Source organism: Streptomyces sp. NPDC004838 (assembly GCF_053600955.1).
On the sequence record NZ_JBSGAW010000002.1, the window covers coordinates 227,550 to 243,750 of the forward strand.

General features: G+C 71.0%; 9 protein-coding genes. 5 read left to right on the forward strand and 4 right to left on the reverse strand.

Annotation, left to right across the window (positions count from 1 at the left end; all coding sequences use genetic code 11):
• Window positions 1-26 precede the first annotated feature (26 nt).
• Window positions 27-2,426, forward strand: a complete 2,400-nt coding sequence (locus tag ACWEFL_RS03380) for a DUF459 domain-containing protein (RefSeq protein WP_451706710.1) — start codon at window positions 27-29, stop codon at window positions 2,424-2,426.
• A gap of 220 nt (window positions 2,427-2,646) precedes the next feature.
• On the opposite strand, the gene ACWEFL_RS03385 is transcribed toward ACWEFL_RS03380, so the two are convergent.
• From ACWEFL_RS03385 to ACWEFL_RS03400, 4 genes are all read right to left on the reverse strand, one after another.
• Window positions 2,647-2,904, reverse strand: coding sequence for a hypothetical protein (locus tag ACWEFL_RS03385; RefSeq protein ID WP_451706713.1), 258 nt, complete (start codon window positions 2,902-2,904; stop codon window positions 2,647-2,649).
• 569 nt (window positions 2,905-3,473) lie between these two features.
• Window positions 3,474-4,787 carry an alpha/beta hydrolase-fold protein gene (locus ACWEFL_RS03390; RefSeq protein WP_451706715.1) on the reverse strand — a complete coding sequence of 438 codons (1,314 nt, stop codon included), beginning with the start codon at window positions 4,785-4,787 and terminating at the stop codon, window positions 3,474-3,476.
• A gap of 66 nt (window positions 4,788-4,853) precedes the next feature.
• Window positions 4,854-6,320, reverse strand: a complete 1,467-nt coding sequence (locus tag ACWEFL_RS03395) for an MFS transporter (protein WP_451706717.1) — start codon at window positions 6,318-6,320, stop codon at window positions 4,854-4,856.
• A 452-nt stretch (window positions 6,321-6,772) separates the two neighbouring features.
• A complete protein-coding gene (locus ACWEFL_RS03400) occupies window positions 6,773-8,446 on the reverse strand; it encodes a DUF885 domain-containing protein (RefSeq protein WP_451706719.1) in 1,674 nt (557 codons plus the stop codon).
• Between the two features lie 117 nt (window positions 8,447-8,563).
• Here ACWEFL_RS03400 and ACWEFL_RS03405 point away from each other — a divergent pair, with 117 nt between their 5' ends.
• The 4 genes from ACWEFL_RS03405 (at window position 8,564) to ACWEFL_RS03420 (ending at window position 16,019) form a co-directional block, all read left to right on the forward strand.
• The gene (locus ACWEFL_RS03405) at window positions 8,564-9,091 is read left to right on the forward strand and encodes a GbsR/MarR family transcriptional regulator (RefSeq protein ID WP_451706722.1); all 528 of its coding nucleotides are present in this window, start codon (window positions 8,564-8,566) and stop codon (window positions 9,089-9,091) included.
• A gap of 395 nt (window positions 9,092-9,486) precedes the next feature.
• Window positions 9,487-11,274 carry a DEDDh family exonuclease gene (locus ACWEFL_RS03410; RefSeq protein ID WP_451706725.1) on the forward strand — a complete coding sequence of 596 codons (1,788 nt, stop codon included), beginning with the start codon at window positions 9,487-9,489 and terminating at the stop codon, window positions 11,272-11,274.
• Between the two features lie 261 nt (window positions 11,275-11,535).
• Window positions 11,536-11,859 (forward strand): CU044_2847 family protein, encoded by a 324-nt coding sequence (locus ACWEFL_RS03415; RefSeq protein ID WP_451706728.1) that lies wholly within the window; start codon window positions 11,536-11,538, stop codon window positions 11,857-11,859.
• A gap of 137 nt (window positions 11,860-11,996) precedes the next feature.
• Window positions 11,997-16,019 carry a WD40 repeat domain-containing protein gene (locus tag ACWEFL_RS03420; protein WP_451706731.1) on the forward strand — a complete coding sequence of 1,341 codons (4,023 nt, stop codon included), beginning with the start codon at window positions 11,997-11,999 and terminating at the stop codon, window positions 16,017-16,019.
• Window positions 16,020-16,201: the final 182 nt, after the last annotated feature.

A 16,201-nucleotide genomic window follows, 5' to 3' on the forward strand; every position in this document is an offset into this window, starting at 1 on the left:
CGCTGCCCGGCCGTCAGGAGTACGCCATGCACCGTCAGCCGCCCGCTGACCCCTCGGGGCCGTACGACTACGAGCATCAGTACGGCGGACCGGCGGAGCCCGCCCCACAGCCGTACACCCAGGGAGAGCCCTACCCCGCCGAACCCGACCCGCAGCGGTACGTTCCGGGCGTTCCGGAGCAGCGGTACGGCGATGACCCGCAGGGGTACGGTCCAGCGGCTCAGCAGTACGTCGCGCAGCCGGAGGCGTACCAGCCGCAGCCGCAGCAGTATCAGCCGCCGACGCACGAGCCGTATCCGTATGTTCCGGGCGCTCCGGGCGTTCCGGGCGTTCCGGAGCAGCGGTACGGCGATGACCCGCAGGGGTACGGCCCTGCGGCTCAGCAGTACGTCGCGCAGCCGGAGGTGTACCAGCCGCAGCCGTACGTTCCGGGGGAGCCCTACCTCGTCGCCGAGCCGGAACCGCGGCGCGACGACCCGGAACCGCGGCGCGCACCCGAAGCGGCACCCGTCCCCGCGCCCGTGGCCGCCCTCGCACCCGAAGCGCCGTCCGCGCCCGAGCCGGATCCCGCGCCCGAGCCGGATCCCGCGCCCATGCGGTCCCGCTTCGCGGCCGTCGACGGCCTGCGCGGCGTCGCGATCCTCTCCGTACTGCTGTACCACACCAACTGGTTCACCAACGGCCTGTTCGGCGTGGACGCCTTCTTCGTACTGTCCGGCTTCCTCACCACCCTTCTCCTCATCAGAGAGGTCCAGCGCCACGGGCGGATCCGCGTCGGACGCTTCTACCGCCGCCGTTTCAAGCGGCTGATGCCCGGCCTGACGATCACGCTCGGGGCGGTCGTGGCCATCGCCTACTTCGTCAGCCCGCTCAAGGAAGCCCGTGCCGTCTCCGAGCAGGCGCTCGGCTCTCTGCTCCAGATCGCCAACTGGGCGCAGATCGCCCGCGGAGACGCGTACTGGGAACACTTCGGCAGCATCCGGCCACTGGCCGCCATGTGGTCACTGAGCATCACCGAACAGTTCTACGTGGTGTGGCCGCTGGTCCTGATGGCGGCGTTCGCGATCTGCCGCAGGCGTGTCCTGCCCGTCGCTGTGCTCACCGTTCTTCTCTTCGGCGCGTCCGCCCTGGTGGCTCCGCTGCTGTGGAACGGTGAGAACAGCGACCTGCTCTACCTCGCGACCCACACCCGCGCCGTGGCGTTCATGGCGGGCGCGACCGCGGCGTTCGTCGTCCACCTCGTCCAGGAACGGGCGAGCCGGAGTTCGGGGAAGGGCACTCGGGGCAACGCCGGAACCACTCTCGCCTCCGTCGTCTCCATCCTCTCGCTGGTCGGCATCCTCTACGTCAGCGTCAAGGTCGGCAGTTACCACGAACCGTGGCTCTACGAGGGCGGCCTCGCCGTCGTGGCCCTGCTGGTCGCCGTCCTCGCGGCCACCTTGTGCACGGACCGCGGCCCCCTGGCCAGGCTTCTCTCCTTCAAGCCGCTGATGGAGATCGGCCAGATCTCGTACACCCTGTACCTGCTCCACCTCCCCGTGTACTGGCTCCTGTTGATGGCCTGGCCGGACCTTGAGCCGTACAACCTGTTCATTCTCGGAACCGGCCTCACCTGGCTGCTGTCGATGATCATGCACTACTCGATCGAGCAGGTCCGGATCAAGGACTGGCGTCCGTCCCGCGCCGTTCCGGCGTTCACCGCCGCCGCCCTCGTCGTGGGATTCGGCGCGTACTACCTGCCGACGTACATCGCGGACAGCATGCGCAAGGACGGAGAGCACCTGGTCCTCACGCTCGGCGACTCGATGGCCGAGGACTTCGCCACGGCGATCAGCCGGCACGGGAAGGGCTACGCCGTGATCGACGGCGGCTTGCGCGGCTGCGGAGTCATGTCGCCCGACGCCGTGCGCGACCGGGAGGACAAGGAGCTGAAGAACTGGGACGAGTGCCGCGCCTGGCCCGAGTTCTGGAAGGACCAGCTGGAGAACGCCGAACCGGACGCGGTGCTGATCCACGTCGGCTGGGACGCGGTGGAGCAGCGCATCGACGGCAAGTGGCTGGACGCGTGCGACCCCGCCTACCGCACCCGCTACCTCAAGCAACTCGCCTCCGCGGTGGCGGTCGTCGACAAGGAGGCGCCCGAGGCCAAGGTGCTGCTCATGAACGAGCGCCAGTTCAACGGAGCCATCACCACCGAATGGGGCCAGTGCTTCAACGATGTGGTGGACGACTTCGTGAAGTCCTCCGCCGGCAAGGCGGAACTCGTCGACCTCGACGCGTTCCTCTGCCCGAACGGTGGCTGCCTGAGCGAAACCCCCGACGGCAAGCGCCTGTACCCGGTCGGTGACGGAGTCCACCTCACCGAGGCGGGCATGCGATTCGTGGCCCCTTGGTTGGAGAAGGTGCTCGGCTCTTCCCTGAAGTAGGCGGCTGAAGTGCGCGGCCTTGAGGTGGGGTCCTGAGCGCGGCCTTGATGTGCGCGGCCTGAAGTGCGGGCCTTGAAGTGCGGGCCTTGAAGTGCGACGCGACCCCCCTCGAAGGAAGGCGACGCACCCGCCCACCGGTCGCGACGCCCGGACGCCCCGGTTCCCGGCCGGACGCCCTGTGTGGGCGTCCGGCCGCGGGGATGCCCGGTGCTGTCCGGTGCTATCCGCGGAAGCGCCAGAAGAGCCATATGAGCGTGACGGCCGCCAGATCGAGCCCCAGAGTGATCAGCACGCTCATGCCGTAGCCGAACGCCGGAACGGAGGCCGCCACGCTGTGGACGGCCCCGATGGCGAGCATCACGATCCATGCCTCGAAGGCGAGAAGGGCCGGGACGAGGACCAGTACCGCCCAGCCGGCGACGGTCTCGGCGGCAGCCCTCGCGTCGCCCTGCCGCCCGGTGGTCCGCCCGCGGGTCACCGTCCTGCCCCTATCCGGTCCTGGGACAGGCGGGCTCGGGCGGTCGGCTCGGCGACCCACTCGGACGCTGTTCTCGGAGCGTCTTCACGTGTCACCGGATCTCTCCCCTTGTTCCTGTTCCACCGCTCTTCGGCGGCGTGAGCCGCCGGACGGAGCCGGATGTTCATGCGTTCCATGATCATCTGACCTCATCCTTCGCGGGAGCGAAAGGGGAATTCTGCCATTTTTTCCGCCACTTGCCGACGATACGGACGGACTCGGACTCCCGAGGGCAGCGCTCAGGGCCTGCCGGAGACGGCCCCGTCGGACCGGGGACGCGCCTTCGGCAGGCCCTGCGGAGGCCCTGGTGAACATGGCGTCCAACGCGCCATGCCTGGCCCGTTCACGGATCGCCGGCGGTGCCGAGGGCGACCGCCGACGGCGGTTCGGCCGGTGGCGGGGCCGGGGGTTCTTCCCCCGAGGCCGGAGGCGGGTGTCGATGGTCCGCCCCCGATCGGCGGCGGGGGCGGAGGACCGCCGCGCTCCGGTCCGGCCCGCCGCCGCCGGTGTCGTCGCCGTGCCGTCGCCGGTCAGTTCCCGAGGAGGTGACGCAGCCCCTTCGCGAACGCCCGCCGCCAGCCGGCCTGTTCGTGGCCGCCGGGGAACTCGTCGTACCCCAGGTCGTATCCCTTGGCGATCAGGACGTCGCGCAGATGCCGGTTGGTGCTCAGCATGCTGATGCCACCGGGGAGCGACTGCGTCTCCAGCGTTCCGATGCCGATCCAGAACCGGACCGGGCGCGGCGGCGCGGCGGCGATCTGCCGGGTGAGCCACGCCGGTTCGTCGTCCCGGCCCATGGCGTACCGGCCCTCGGCGCCGCCGAACATCTCCTCCATGCCCCACCAGAAGGAGGCGGACAGCGGCAGGGCGCAGCCGAAGAGGTCCGGCCTCGAGTAGGCCAGCCAGGCGCATCCGAGCCCGCCGTAGCTGACACCCGCGACGACCGTGCGCGCGGGGTCCTCGCCCGCGCCGTACCGGGAACGCAGCCAGGGCAGCAGCTCGTCCCCGTACTGCCGTACGAGATCGGGGTTGCAGCACATCTCCGCCATGCGCGACATCGCGTCCTTGTTGCGGACGAACGCGGCGACGGTCGGCGGGATGGCCCCGGCCTCGATCAGGTTGTCGAGAACGGCCGGGTAGTGATCCACGTGGTACTCGCCGTCCAGCAGCAGTACCAGGGGGTAGCCGCCCCGGCCCGGCTCGTATCCGGCCGGGGTGTAGACGGTCACCGTCCGCTCGTCGCCGAAGGCCGCCGAGCGCATCCGGTGATCGGTGAGGGTGCCGGGGGCGCGGCTCGGCCCGAACCACGTCTCGGGGTCCGCGCCCGGCAGGGTCAGCACGGAGTCGTAGGAGACCTCACCGGACGTGTCGACCGCGGAGTTGAGCAGCGAGGTCAGGCGGTCGGGGTTGAACGGGTCGGCGCGGGAGGCGCGTTCGGACTCTTTCAGGAGTTCGGGGCCCTTGCCCGCCTGCATGATGGCGATGATCTCGCCGACGGGCATCAGGGCGTACTCGTTGTCGACCGCGTAGGTGTACGTCACCGAGAGCCGGTCGTCGGAGACCTGGACGGACAGGTGCCAGACGTCCGTGCCGGCGATCCGCTCCATCGACTGCGCGCGGCCGTCCCCGTCCATGGTGAGCTGCGAGGCGACCTCGACGTGCTCGGCGGGCCCGATACGGACGAAGGTGACGCGACAGCCGCCGCCGGGGAGGCGTTCGAGCAGTGGGCCCCCGGCCGCGCGGAGCGCGTTCTCGAGGGCGTCGAGTGCGCCGTCCCGGTGCGCGGCCACGGCGTCGAGGAGTTCCGCTGCGGGACGGTCGATTGCTGAGGTGTCCACGGTCATGGACGTCTCCTTGGTTCGGTGCGAGGCCCGTTCGGGCCGCACGATCGGGGGCCGGGCCGTGGGCGGTCAGGCCGGGACGCCGGTGGCTCTGTCGGAGGCGGCCGGGGCGGCGGGCCCGGCGGCACGGCGGCCGGGCACGGCCCAGGTGAAGACAATGGCGACCGCGGCGATGGCGGCGGCCACCAGGAAGCTGTTGGTGTAGCCGGCATCGGTGGGCAGTCCGGTCGGTGATCCCTCCGCGGAGCGGGAGAGGACCGCGGCGGAGACCTGGAGGCCGAGGGAGAGGCCGACCGAGCGGGCGACGGTGTTCAGCCCGGTCGCCTTCCCGGTGTCGTCGGGGCGGACGGAGTCCAGGATCCCGTTGTAGAGCGCGGCGAGGCCGACGCCCACGCCGAAGCCGAGGAGCAGGAAGAGCAGAATCAGCTGCCAGGCGGAGTCGTGCGCCCAGGCTCCGACGAGCGACCCGGCCACGGCGATGCCGAGACCGGCGATCAGGACGGCCCGAGGGCCGACGCGGCGGCCGGCCATACCGGCCAGCGGACCGGCGACGGCCGCGATCGCCGCGCCCGGGAACAGATACAGGCCGACGTCGGAGACCGTTCCGCCCAGCCCGAAGCCCGTCTCCTTCGGCATGACGACCAGTTGGGGGATCGCCATGTAGGCGACCGCGTACCCCATGCCGAGCACGATGGCGACCAAGGTGGTGCTGATCATGACCGGGCGGCGCAGCAGCGCGACGTCGATCAGCGGGGCGCTCACCCTGCGCTCGACCAGCACCCACACGGTTCCGAGGACGAGCGCGGCGGCCAGCAGCCCCAGCACCTTCGGGGAGGACCAGCCGTCGGTGGGCAGTTCGGTGAGGGCGAGCATCAGGGAGAACAGGGTGCCGGCGAGCAGGACGAGGCCCGCCCAGTCGATCTTTCCGGAGGTGGCGGCGGCCCGGGGCGCGTTCCTCGGGAGCGCCCAGGCGGACGCGAGGGCGACCAGGGCGATGACCAGGGCGGGCAGCGCGAACATCCACCGCCACGACAGGTTCTCGGTGATCGGCCCGGCCAGCACCACACCGGCGCCGCCGCCGAGGGTGAACATCCCGGCGACGAACCCGACGGCGATGGTGCGCTTCTCCTCGGGGAAACGTTCCCTCACGAGGACCAGGCCCAGCGGCACGAAGGCCGCGCCGATGCCCTGGAGCGCCTGTCCGGCGACGAGGAGGGGGAAGGAGCCGGCCAGCGCGGAGGTGACGGCGCCGGCGACGACGAGCGTGGACACCCCCAGCAGCAGGACCCGGCCGCCGTAACGGTCGGCGAGGGAGCCCACGATCGGCGTTGCCAGGGCGCCGGTGATGACCAGGGTGCTGGGGATCAGCGCCGCTTCCGCGGTGGTGAGGGAGAGATCCGCCCCCAGAACGGGCAGTACGGGGATGGTCATGCTCTCCAGCGCGCCGATGACGACGGTGAGCAGACCGATCAGTCCGATGACCAGTCGGTCGGTTCGTCTTGACGCGACCGGAGATGTCGCGAGTCTGTCGGACATGGGTCCTCCACGGGGTGGGTGAGGGTGGGGCGGCTGGGGGGCGGCTCGGTGGGGCCGGTTCGCGGGGAGCGGCCGGGTTGGGACGTCCCCGTGTGCCGCGGTGGTGCGGAACGGTGGGCTGAATTCGCCCGCGGGAATCGGCGGCGAGGTCCCGCGGTGGAGTCCGGGGCGCCGGGAGGCCGGGTTCGGGAGGCGGGGTCCGGCGGCGGGCGGTCCGGTTGCCCCGGGGCGCCGGAAGTCGGGGCCGGGAGGCCGGGCCCGTCGGGCTCCGGAGCCAGGCCCCGGAGCCGGGCACGCGGCCCGGCCTTCCGGGCCGGACCACGCCGTGCGCCGCCGTAAAAGCCCGGTGGCGTACCCGTGCAGTGTCGTGTGGTGAGAGCGGGGCGCGGCCCCGGCGAACGGGAGGCGGTCGGCGTTCCGCCCCGGTCGCGCGGGCTCCGCGACCGGACGGGTCAGACGGCGGCGGCGACCCAGTCGCTGATCAGCTCGTCGAGGACGGCGAGCGGCAGGCTGCCGTGCCCGATGACCTCGTGGTGGAAGTCGCTGATGTCGAAGCGGTCCCCGAACCGTTCACGGGAGTGTTCCCGCAGCCGGAGGATCTCCCGGCGGCCGATCATGTACGCGGTGGCCTGGCCGGGCCAGGCGATGTAGCGGTCGATCTCGTTGCGGATGTTCGTCTCGGTGGTGGCGGTGTTGTCGCGCATATAGGCGATGGCCTTCTCACGGGACCAGCCGAGGTGGTGCATGCCCGTGTCGACGACCAGTCGGCAGGCGCGTACGGCGTCGAGGGAGAGCATCCCGAAGCGGGCGATGTCCGAGCTGTACAGGCCCATCTCGTCCGCGAGGCGTTCGGTGTACAGCCCCCATCCCTCCAGATGCGCGGTCGTGTTGCTGACCGTCTTCCGCCGGAACTCGGGGAGTTCGCTCAGCGTCTGCGCCACGGCGATCTGGAGGTGGTGGCCGGGAATGCTCTCGTGGAAGGCGAGCGCCTCGTACTCGTACCGGAACCGGGTCTCGGGACGGATGGTGTTGATCCAGTGTGTGCCGGGCAGCCCGCCCGGTCCGGGCGGCTGGTAGTAGGCGAGCGGTGCGGTCTCGGCCTCCAGGGGGTCGATCTCGCGCGTCACGCAGTCGGCGATGTCGTACGCGTGGAAGTAGCGCGGAACCGCCTCGCGGGCCCGCTCCAGCGCCTCCTCGACCAGGGCGACGATCTCCTGCGACCGCGAGAACCGCAGCGCCGGGTCCTCGCGGAGCGCGGTCAGCGTCTCGTCGGCGGTACGGACCCCCAGCACCCGGCCGCCCAGTTCGGCGAACTCCTCGCGGAGCGCCCGTACCGACTCCAGACCGTACGCGTGGATCTCCTCCGCGCCCAGGCCCGGCCGGGTGTGGCGGGCCAGCGCGTCCGCGTACCCCTCGGTCCCGCCCGGAACATGGCACACCCCGGCCTCCGAGTCCGGCCGGCCGTCCGCCGCGAGCCCGGCGACGCCGTCACGGAACCGGACCAGGGCCGGACGGACGAGGTTCCGTACGATCTCGCGTGCCCGGTCCGCCTCCGGCAGACCCTCCAGCGGGCGCAGCAGGGGATCGGCGTCCGGACCGGCGGCGAGATAGGCGTCGAGCTGCGCGACGGCGCCGTCCACGCCGCCGCGCAGCGGACGGCGGCCCTCCCCGGCGGCGTCGAGATTCCGCGCCAGCCACGCGTCGAAGAACCGGGGGAGCGCGGACAGCCGCTCCAGAAAGGCCGCGGGGCCCTCCTGGTCGACCGGAGTCATGGCGAGGGACTGGAACACCTGGTTCTGCGGTGCCGCGATGCTCGCCGAGACGACGAAGTCGTCGAGGCCGTGCGCGATCTCGCTCGCCCCGCTCTCGATCAGCCGGGCCAGCACACGGTGGGTGATCCGGTCCTCCCCCTCCAGCCCCTCCGCGGGCACGGCGGCCAGCCGGGCGCCGAGGGCCGACAGATCCGACCGGTGCTTCTCGGCCGCCTCGCGGGACGGGTCGGGGACCTCATGGGCATGGCCGGTGACACCGACGAGTGTCGCGGTGAACGGGTCGTACGCCATCTCTCCGGCGAAGTACTCCCCGGCCAGGGTGTCGAGTTCCGCCTGATGGTGCTGCTGAGCCACGGTCGCTCCTGGTGTCCGACGATGCGGTGCGGTGATTATTGAAGAGTGAGCATCGTTTGGTCAATAGAAAATGTAATTCAGTATTGATTGAACGACACTCATTGGTATGGTCCCGTCATGGCTCAAGATGATCGGAAGGCGCAGGGGGAACTGGAGTTCGCCGACGCACTGGCCGAACTCTTCTCCGGCCAGGTGCCCCGGATGGCGGGCAGGATGCTCGGCGTCCTGCTCATCGCCGACGAACCCCGGCTCTCCAGCAAGGACCTCGTCACCCGGCTCGGCGCCAGCTCGGCGACGGTGTCCACCATGGGCAGGCTGCTGATCCGTCTCGGCCTGGTCGAGCGAACGGTCTCGCCCGAGACCCGCCGCGACCTGTTCGTCCTGGCGGACAACGCCTGGGTGGGCGTCTACCGCGACGGCGAACGGTATCTCTCCAGCGTGCTGGAACTGCTCAAGGAAAGGCTCGCCGACCCCGATCTCGGCGACGCGCCCAGGGCCAGGATCCGCGAGATGCACAATCTGTACGCCTTCCTGTGGGCGGAGATCCCCGAGCTGGTCAACCGCTACGAGGAGTGGCGGGCCGCGCAGGGGCCGGACGCGATCTACCGGCAGGAGAAGGAGAAGGGCGCGACGGCGACGGAGTGACCCGTCGAGGGCCCCTGTCGGGTGCCCCTCGGCGCGTACGGGGACTCCTGCCGAGGAGCCGGCCCGAGCGGCGGGCGGCCCCGAGCCTTGCGCGTGCATGGCGGAGGCGGCCCGGCTGCCTCGCCCCCGACCAACCCGCCCGCTCCCGACTGCCCCCGCCCGCCCCCGCCGGTCCACTCGACCGGACCGCCGCGACCCGGCCCGTGCCCGACAGGGGCCTGCGCCCGACAGGTCCTGCGCCGTGCCTCGACACGCCTCCCACCGGGCCGATCGGATGTGACCGGTGCTGCTCCTGATGCCGGTGAGAGGCGTGATGTGATGTCAGGAGATTCCCGGACATGCGGGATGTCCCAAACCGGTTGAGCCCGGCACGATCACCGTGAATGCTGTCCGCCATGAACGTGGTATCCGCCCTCGACGGCCGTTCCTCCTCATCCCCGGCGCACGACGAATGGGCCGTCGTCGACGTCGAGACGACCGGGCTGAGGCCGCATCAGCACCGGGTGCTGTCGGTCGCGGTGCTGACGCTGAACGCGGCGGGCGAGCCGACGGGCGAGTACTCCACGCTCCTCGATCCCGGCGTCGACCCCGGACCGGTCCACATCCACGGGCTCACGCCCCAGCGGCTGCGCGGCGCACCCACCTTCGAGCAGGTCGCGGACCGGGTCGGCGAACTGCTCAGAGACCGCGTGATGGTCGCTCACAACGCGCAGTTCGACTACGACTTCCTGGCCCACGAGTTCGCCCGCGCCCGCTCCTGGCTCCCCGTCTCCCAGCGCCTGTGCACCCTGACGCTGAACCGCCGGGTCTCACCTCCCACCGGCGATCTGAAACTGGCCTCCCTGGCCGCCCACTACGGCGTGCCCCAGCAACGGGCGCACGACGCGCTGGACGACGCCCGCGTGCTGGCCGGGGTGCTGCGCCGCTCCCTGGACGCGGCGGAGGAACTCGGCATCGACCTGCCCCTGGTGGCCTGTCCGCCCAAGCAGGGCTCCGGCTTCCCGCCGCGCATCCCGAAGACGCCCTGTGCCTTCCGCAACCCCGGACGTCTCGCCCCCGGCGCACCTCTCGTCCAGGGCATGAAGATCGCCTTCACCGGCGAGATGCGGCTCTCGCGCGAGGAACTGGTCGCCCGCTCCGTCGCCGAGGGGCTGAACGTCATGAGCACGGTCAGCCGGCACACCAGCGTCCTGATCGCCGACGACCGGGACTCCGGCACCGCCAAGGCATCCGACGCACGGGCCGTCGGCACCCCCTGCATCACCGAGGACGTCTTCCTCGCGCTGCTCGCGGCCGTACGTCCGGGCGTACGGCACGAGGACCGCACCCCCTCGGTTCCCGCCCCCGGCCGGGCCGACGCGCGCCCGCACTCGGACGCCGAGGGACCGCTGTCCCGGCGGCGCGTCCTCGTCCTGGGCGGGCCGCACGACCACGCCTCCTCCCTGCGCTCCCGAGTGGTCGAACTGGGCGGCGCGGCGGCGGTCAACCTCTCCGCGGGCGTCACGGACGTGGTGCTGCTGCCCGGAGGCGAGGAGGACCGCAGGCTGCCCCGGATCACCGCCCGCCGCCTGCCCGTTCACGACGCCTCCTGGCTCGACGGTCCCGCCCGCTCGCCGCAGCGGCCCGTGCCCGGCGCCGTACCACCGGACCCCGCGTCCGGACGGGTCCTGCCGCGCGGCGGTGTCGCCGATCTGCCGGAGGACGACTCCGCGTGGACCGTGGGGGCGAGCTGGAGCCACCACACCGCCGGCGAGGTCGATGTCGTCGCCTTCACCGTCGACGACGAGGAACAGGTCCTCTGCGACGAGGACTTCGTCTTCTACGGAGCCCCGCAGAGCCCGGACGGCACGGTCCGCCTGGCCACCGACGGCCCCACCGAACAGGCCGTCACCGTCGATCTGGCGGCGCTGCCCGACGCGGCCCGCAAGGTCGTCATCGCCGCCGCGATCGACGGAACGGCGACCTTCGCCGACGTCGGCGCCGTCGAGATCACCGTCTCTCCCGGCACCGGCGAGAAGGTCCTGGCCCAGGCCACGCTGGACGCCGCCACCACCGAACGCACCCTGCTCCTGGCCGAGATCTACCGGCGCGGCGCGCAGTGGCGGGTCCGGGCCGTCGGCCAGGGATACGACCACGGTCTGGCGACGCTGGCGCGCGGTTACGGCGTCGACGTCACCGACTGAACAGGTTGGGGAGGCTCTTCCCTCGGCGGGGGCCGTTCGGGGCCCGGCGTGCGGCGTACGCCCGTTCACGCCGGGCCGGGGAACAGCGTGCCGGTAACGGGAAGGACATCGGACGGCGGAAGCCCGACTCTGTCGCGCGCGGGCTCGCGGCAATCGTCGGATCGGGCCAACTCCACTCCCTTTTTCTCTGAGTTGGTTCGATCGGGGGTTTCGGTGGGCTGGATTCAGTACGCTCGGCTCAGGTACGGGGATGGGGGACGCATGCCGTCACAAGTGGTGTCGTACGCGCTGGACGAGGGCGCCGTGGTCCGGTTCGAGGTCGACTCGCCGGAGGACTGGCAGCAGGCGAGCGCGGACGGAGCCGTGGGCCGGGTCCGTGAGGCTGTGGGGCCGGCGGTGGAGGCGGCGCGGACAGTGCTGGACCGCGTGTCCGAACTGGCTCCCGCCGCGGTGGAGGTGAAGTTCGGCGTCAAGGTGAACGGAACCGCGAACTGGCTGGTCGCGAAGACCGCGGCGGAGGCCAACTTCGAGATCACGTTGACCTGGCACCCCTCCGAAGCCGCCGGGGGACCAAACCGAGAGTGAACGACGCAGCGACCGGACGAGGGGCACGACCGGGCTCCGACGTCTGGGTGACGGCCATTCACCCGAGCGGTCGCGACGGGAAGCCCCTGGGCTCGGGATTCCTGGTCGATTCCCGCCGGGTCCTCACATGCGCCCACGTGGCCTGCCCGAGATGGGACCGGAACGAAGAACTGTGGGTCGCCTTCCCCAAGGCGGAGGAACTGTTCCACCGCCGCGTCCGGGTACGCGAGGTGATCGCGCCTCCGGATGAGCAGCGCGAGGTCCAGGACGTGGCCCTGCTGGTGCTGGAAGAGGACGTCCCCCACGAACTGGCCGCCCGGCTGCGTCAGCCGTCCCCGGACGACCTCGTCGGCCGGTCGTGGTGGTCGTTCGGGTTCCCCGACGGGATGCTGGGGAACTCTTCGGACGGCATCGTCGGGGAGGCGTTGGGCTATGGCTGGATACGCTTGGACACCGGATCTCGGTACCCCGTCCAGGCCGGCTACAGCGGCGCGGCCGTGTGGTCGCCGCGATACGAGGCCGTGGTCGGCATGGTCGGCCAGGCTCGGGGACAGACCGGCGACGCGCGCGCTCTGACCCTGCGGTGGATCAACCGGTACCTCGCGGAGCAGAAGCTGCACCAGCTCGCAGACTGGTCGGTGGAAGCTGCCGGAGAGAGCGCCTTGGCCGCCTGGGGGTGGTCACTGGAGACGGATCCGGAAGCGGATCGGCACTGGAGGCCACGGGCCCGCGGGGTGAGCGTGGACACGCAAGGCGGCTTCCGCTTCCGGGGCCGCACCGTCGCCCTCGCCGCCATCGTCTCGTGGATCACCGGTGATGTCCCCCGGCCGCGGGTTCTCGTGGTCACCGGCTCTCCGGGGGCGGGTAAGTCCGCGGTGCTCGGACGGATTGTCACCACCGCCGACCCGCACATCTCGGCGGCTCTTCCGCCGGAGGACACCGCGGAGCGGGCGCCTGTGCACTCCGTGTCCTGCGCGGTGCATGCCAAGGGTAAAACGGCTCTGGAGGTCGCCCGGGAGATCGCCCGTGCCGCTTCCGCCGCTCTGCCGGACGACGTCGGCGACCTGGTTCCCGCGCTGCGCGCGTCACTCGCCGACTCACCGGGACGAGGATTCAGGGTGGTGATCGACGCGCTGGACGAGGCCACCACCCCGGCACAGGCCCGCGTGATCATCAGGAAGATCGCGCTGCCCCTGGTGAAGACCTGCGCGGATCTGGACGTGCGCATCGTCGTGGGCAGCAGGGCCACGGACGACGACGGTGACCTGCTGGCGGTCTTCGGGGCCGGGGCGGAGATCCTGGATCTGGACGCTCCCGATTACTTCGCGCAGGATGATCTCACCGCGTACGCCTTGGCGACCCTGCAACTGACAGGGAACGAACGTCCCGGCAACCCCTATGCCGACCGGCATGTCGCAGTCCCGGTGGCGGAGGCGATCGCAGCGCGGGCGGACGGCAATTTCCTGATCGCCGGTCTGATCGCCCACTCCCACGGCCTGCACGACCGTCAACCGATCGCCCCCGCCCGCATCTCGTCCGCGCCCGCACCCACCGTGGACACGGCCCTGCGCGACTACCTCACGCGGCTGCCGCCGATCTGCGGTGTCTCCGCCGTCGACGTCCTCACGTCCCTGGCCTACGCCGAGGCGCCAGGTCTTTCCCCGGACCTCTGGCGCACCGCCATCGCCTCTCTGACCGGCACCGCGTTGCCCCAGGACCACCTGGTGGCTTTCGCCCGCTCCTCCGCGGCCAACTTCCTCGTGGAGGCCAGTGCCCCCGATAGCGCGTCCGGGGTCTACCGGCTCTTCCACCAGGCCCTGAACGACACGCTTCTGCATGCCAGGACCGAAGCCGGATCAATCCGGACCGATGAGCGTTCCCTTGCCCGAGGCTTCCTCTCCCACGGCCTGGCCGGAGGCTGGCACAGCGCACCGGACTACCTCCTGCGCTCCCTGCCACGGCATGCCGCCCGCGGGGGCGTCATCGACGAACTGCTGGCCGACGACGTCTATCCCCTCCACGCCGACCTGCGCCGCCTGATACCCGCAGCCGCCGTGGCCTCCTCACCCGACGCCCTCGTCCGTGCGCGTCTGCTCCGCAAGACTCCCCGTGCCATCGATGCGACCCCATCTGTTCGCGCGGCCCTGTTCAGCGTCACCGAGGCACAGGAGCACCTCGGCTCGACGTACCGGGAGAACAGATTCTCCGCGCCCTATCAGGCGATGTGGGCAGAGGTGACTCCCCGCTTCGAGGAGGTGGTTCTGGAAGGCCACACGGGGGCCGTCAGGGCGCTGTGTGCCGTGGCGGCGGGCGATCGCACCCTCCTGGCCACCGCGGGCGACGACGGCACCGTGCGATTCTGGGATCCCGCCAGCGGAGAGCATGTACGCACGCTGGTAGGCCACACCGACCGGGTGAAGGCGCTGTGTGTTCTACCGGCGGGCGACCGTACTCTCCTCGCCACCGCCAGTGCGGACAGAACAGTGCGCCTGTGGGACCCCGCCAGCGGAGAGCATGTGCGCACGTTGGGGCATGGCGACCGGGTGGAAGCGCTGTGTGCCGTACCAGTGGGTGACCGCGATCTTCTCGCCACCGCCGGCGGAGACGACACCGTCCGGGTCTGGGATCCGGCTGGTGGCGAGCTTGTACGCACGCTGGATGGCCACACCGACGGGGTGAGCGCCCTGCGCGCCGTGGCAGTGGGTGACCGCACTCTCCTCGCCGTCGGCTGCGGAGACGGCACCGTGCGAGTCCGGGATCCGGCTGGTGGCGAGCTTGTACGCACGCTGAAAGGCCATAACGACCGGGTGGAAGCGCTGTGTGCCGTATCAGCGGACGACAACGCTCTCCTCGCCATCGTCGACGGCTGGGGGAGGGTACGGCTGTGGAATCCGGCCACGGGCAGGCGGACACGCCCCCTGAGGAACTACGGCGAGTTTCTCGTTCAGCTCATGAGAAGTGGCTCCGTGGTGTCCAGCGAGCTTCCCCTGGTGGTCACCAGCGGCGACGACGGCACGGTACGTATGGTGGATCCCGTCACCGGCAGGAACGCAGGCACGCTGAGAGGCCACACCGAACGGGTCAATGCGCTGTGCGCTGTACCGGGCGACCACCCCGTCGTCGCCACCGCCAGCGACGACGGCACCGTACGCCTCTGGGATCCCGACGCCAGAGGGATTCCCGTCAGGGGGAAAGACCACACCGACCGGGTGAACGTGCTGTGTGCCGTAGCGGCGGGCGACCGCGCCCTCCTCGCCGGAGGCCGCAACGACGGCACGGTCCGTTTGTGGGATCCCGCCACCGGCAAGCAGACACGCTCACTGCACCGGGGCCCCACAACGCTCAACAGGCTCGCGAACACAATCCCGCCTGTCGTCCAACTCGCCGTGTTCAACTTGCAGATCGTTCCCGGCGTTTTCGGGGTGTGCGCCGTGGCAGCGGGCGGTCGCGATCTGCTGGCCACCACCTATTGGGACACAGTGCGTCTGTGGGATCCCGCCAGGGGTAAACACATACGGGGGCTGAAAGGTCACGCCGGCTCTGTCGAACTGTGTGCCGTACCGGCGGGCGACCGCACTCTCCTCGCCGTCGCGGGCCTCGACACCACAGTGCGCCTGCAGAATCCCGTCAGCGGCAAACACGTGTGCACCTTGGAAGGCCACACCGACCAGGTCACGGCCCTTTGTGCGGTTCCGGCGGGCGACCGCACTCTCCTCGCCACCGCCAGCGCAGACAGGACAGTGCGTCTGTGGGATCCCGTCAGCGGCGAGCATGTGCGCACGTTGGAGCATGGCGACCGGGTGGGAGCGCTGTGTGCCGTACCGGCCAGCGACCGCTCGCTCCTCGCCACGGCGGGAGACGACGGCGTAGTGCGCCTGTGGAACCCCGAGACCGGCGGGCAGACACGCACACTGAGAGGCCATTCCCGCCGCGTCAAGGCCTTGTGTGCCGTCCCGGCGGGTGACCGCACTCTTCTCGCCACGGCGGGCGATGACGCCACAGTGCGTCTGTGGAACCCCGAGACTTATCGTCCCGTCGAAGAGATCCCGGTTCGCTACCCGGTTACAGCTCTCGCCGAGGCAGACGGCTTCCTCGCCGTCGGACTGGGCGATGGGGTTCTGGTGCTGCGACTGTCGGTGAACTCGCCCGCGGAGCCCTGATCTCAGGGTGACGGCCTGACGGCGCGGCGGAGTCCGGACGACCCTCGGTGAGGCCGTATCCGTTCCCCCGGTGAACGGGTCCGGCGCTCGCACCGGTCTCGGCCATGCCCACGGCTGTTCGTCGATGAGGAACAAGCTCGGGTGTGAGGGGCCTCCAGCGGTGCGGTGTTCGCGGGCCGGGT